Genomic DNA, 2,916 nt, shown 5'->3' with positions numbered 1-2,916 from the left:
GGACGGCTCGCCGACGTGCAGGGACTTCGGCAGCACGCCGTGCTGCATCGCCTGCACCATCTTGATCACGCCCGCCGCACCGGCCGCCGCCTGGGTGTGGCCGATGTTCGACTTCACCGAGCCCAGCCACAGCGGACGGTCCTCGGCCCGGTCCTTGCCGTACGTCGCGAGCAGGGCCTGCGCCTCGATCGGGTCGCCCAGCGTGGTGCCGGTGCCGTGCGCCTCGACCACGTCGACCTGCTCGCTCGTCAGCGCCGCGCTGGCCAGGGCCTGCCGGATCACCCGCTGCTGGGACGGACCGTTCGGCGCGGTGAGGCCGTTGGACGCACCGTCCTGGTTGACGGCGGAACCGCGCACGATCCCGAGTACCGGGTGGCCGTTGCGCCGGGCGTCCGACAGCCGCTCGACCAGCAGCATGCCGACGCCCTCGCCCCAGCCGGTGCCGTCCGCGTCGTCCGAGAACGCCTTGCAGCGCCCGTCCGCCGCCAGGCCGCGCTGCCGGCTGAACTCCACGAAGGTGCCGGGGGTCAGCATCACGGTGACGCCGCCGGCCAGCGCCAGCGTCGACTCACCGGCCCGCAGGGACTGGCAGGCCAGGTGCAGGGCCACCAGCGAGGACGAGCAGGCCGTGTCGATGGTCACCGCCGGGCCCTCCAGGCCCAGCGTGTACGACACCCGGCCCGAGGCGATGCTCCCCGAGGTGCCGGTACCGATCTGCCCCTCGGCGCCCTCGACGGACTGCTGGAGCAGCATGCCGTAGTCGTTGTACATCACGCCCACGAACACACCGGTCCGGCTGCCGCGCAGGGTGGCCGGGTCGATCCCCGCCCGCTCGAACGCCTCCCAGGACGTCTCCAGCAGCAGCCGCTGCTGCGGGTCCATCGACATCGCCTCACGCGGCGAGATCCCGAAGAACCCGGGGTCGAACGCGCCCGCGCGGTGCAGGAACCCGCCCTCCCGGGCGTACGAGGTGCCCGGGTGGTCGGGGTCCGGGTGGTAGAGGTTCTCGACGTCCCAGCCACGGTCCTCCGGGAAGAACGAGACCGCGTCGCTGCCGGTGGAGACCAGCTGCCACAGGTCCTCGGGCGAGGACACCCCGCCCGGGAAGCGGCAGGCCATACCGACGATCGCGATCGGCTCGTGCTCGCCGTCCTCGATCTCCTTGAGCCGGCGACGGGTCTCGTGCAGATCCGCCGTCACTCGCTTGAGGAAGTACCGAAGCTTTTCCTCGGCCGCCATCTCAGCCGGCATGTCAGGTCACCTCTCGGGATGTTGCAGAAGAATCGGGTGATCGGGCGATCAGCCAAGTCGGACCGGGGTCGGGACCGGGGTCAGGAGATGCCGAATTCCTTGCCGATGAAGTCGAAGAGGTCGTCGTCGGTGGCCTCTTCGAGCTCCTCGGCGACAGCGGCGTTCTCGGCCGGGACCTGCTGGTCGTTCCACTTCGCGAGCAGGGACTGCAGGCGGTTGGCGACCCGGAGGTGCCCCTCGTCGTCGGGTGCGGTGTCGGCCAGGGCGGCCTCCAGCCGGTCCAGTTCGGCCAGCAGCGGGACCACCGCGTCGGCCGGGTCGGGCACGGTCTCCGCGTGCAGGAGGGCGACCAGGGCCGCCGGGGTCGGGTAGTCGAACACCAGGGTGGCCGGCAGTCGCAGGCCGGTGGCCGCGTTGAGGCGGTTGCGCAGCTCGACGGCGGTCAGCGAGTCGAACCCGAGGTCCTTGAAGGCCCGGTCGGCCTCCACCGCGTTCGGGCCCGCATAGCCCAGGACCGCCGCCACCTCCGAGCACACCACCTCCAGCAGGACGGCCTCCCGGTCGGCCTCCGCCACCCCGAGGAGCCGCTGTGCGAGCGAGGGGCCGGTCGCACCGGTGCCCGCTGCGGTCGCCCTCCGGGCGGAGACCCGGACCAGGCCGCGCAGCACCGGCGGCAGCATGCCCACCTCGGCCTGTCCGCGCAGAGCGGCCAGGTCGAGATGGATCGGCACCAGCACGGGTTCGTCGGCGCTCAGCGAGGTGTCGAACAGCCGCAGGCCGTCCTCGGCGGTCAGCGCGGCGACACCGCCGCGCGCCATCCGCCGCACGTCCGCCGTCTCCAACTCGGCTGCCATACCACCCTCTTCGGCCCAAAGGCCCCAGGCGAGGGAGGTGGCGGGGAGACTGGCGGCGCGGCGCCGGGTGACAAGGGCGTCCAGGAAGCCGTTCGCCGCCGCGTAGTTGCCCTGGCCCGCGTTGCCGAAGACACCGGCAGCGGAGGAGAACAGGACGAAGGCGGAGAGATCGTGATGCTTCGTCAGTTCGTGCAGGTTCCAGGCGGCGTCGACCTTCGGCCGCAGCACGCTGTCGATCCGCTCCGGGGTGAGGGAGGAGATCACACCGTCGTCCAGCACACCGGCGGTGTGCACGACCGCCGTCAGACGGTGCCCGGCCAGCAGAGCGGCAAGCGCCTCGCGGTCCGCGACGTCGCAGGCCGCGAAGACCGGCTCCGCACCCAACTCGCGCAGGCTGTCAGCGAGTTCTGCGGCACCCTCCGCCTGCGCCCCACGGCGCGAGACCAGCAGCAGCCTGCGCGCACCGTACTCACTCACCAGATGCCGGGCGAACAGCGCACCCAGCGTGCCCGTCGCACCCGTGACCAGCACCGTGCCCTCAGGGTCCAGCACCGGCCGCTCGGCCTCGGCTGCCTCGACCGCCTGGACCCGCCCGAGGCGGAGCGCCAGGGCCTTGCCCGAGCGCAGGGCGAGTTGGGGCTCGCCGCTCTCGACGGCGTTCGGCAGAGCACGCAGGGAGGCAGCATCGTCGTCGAGGTCGAGCAGGATTAGGCGGCCCGGGTTCTCCGACTGCGCCGAGCGCAGCAGCCCCAGGACGGCAGCCGCAGGAAGGTCGGCGACCTCCTCGTCGGACGTGACCGCGGTCGCGTTC

Annotated in this window: 2 protein-coding genes; both read right to left on the bottom strand. The window is 72.4% G+C overall.

What is annotated here, in order from left to right:
- A partial coding sequence (locus tag UK12_RS32160; RefSeq protein WP_045306749.1) for a type I polyketide synthase occupies window positions 1-1,239 on the bottom strand: 1,239 nt, incomplete at its 3' end.
- A 92-nt stretch (window positions 1,240-1,331) separates the two neighbouring features.
- On the bottom strand, window positions 1,332-2,916 hold a 1,585-nt coding region (locus tag UK12_RS32155; protein ID WP_045306748.1), incomplete at its 5' end, for an SDR family NAD(P)-dependent oxidoreductase.

Source organism: Saccharothrix sp. ST-888, from assembly GCF_000955975.1.
GTDB lineage: Bacteria > Actinomycetota > Actinomycetes > Streptomycetales > Streptomycetaceae > Kitasatospora.
Note: the sequence above shows the minus strand (reverse complement) of the source record. Positions and strands in the feature narration are given on the sequence as shown.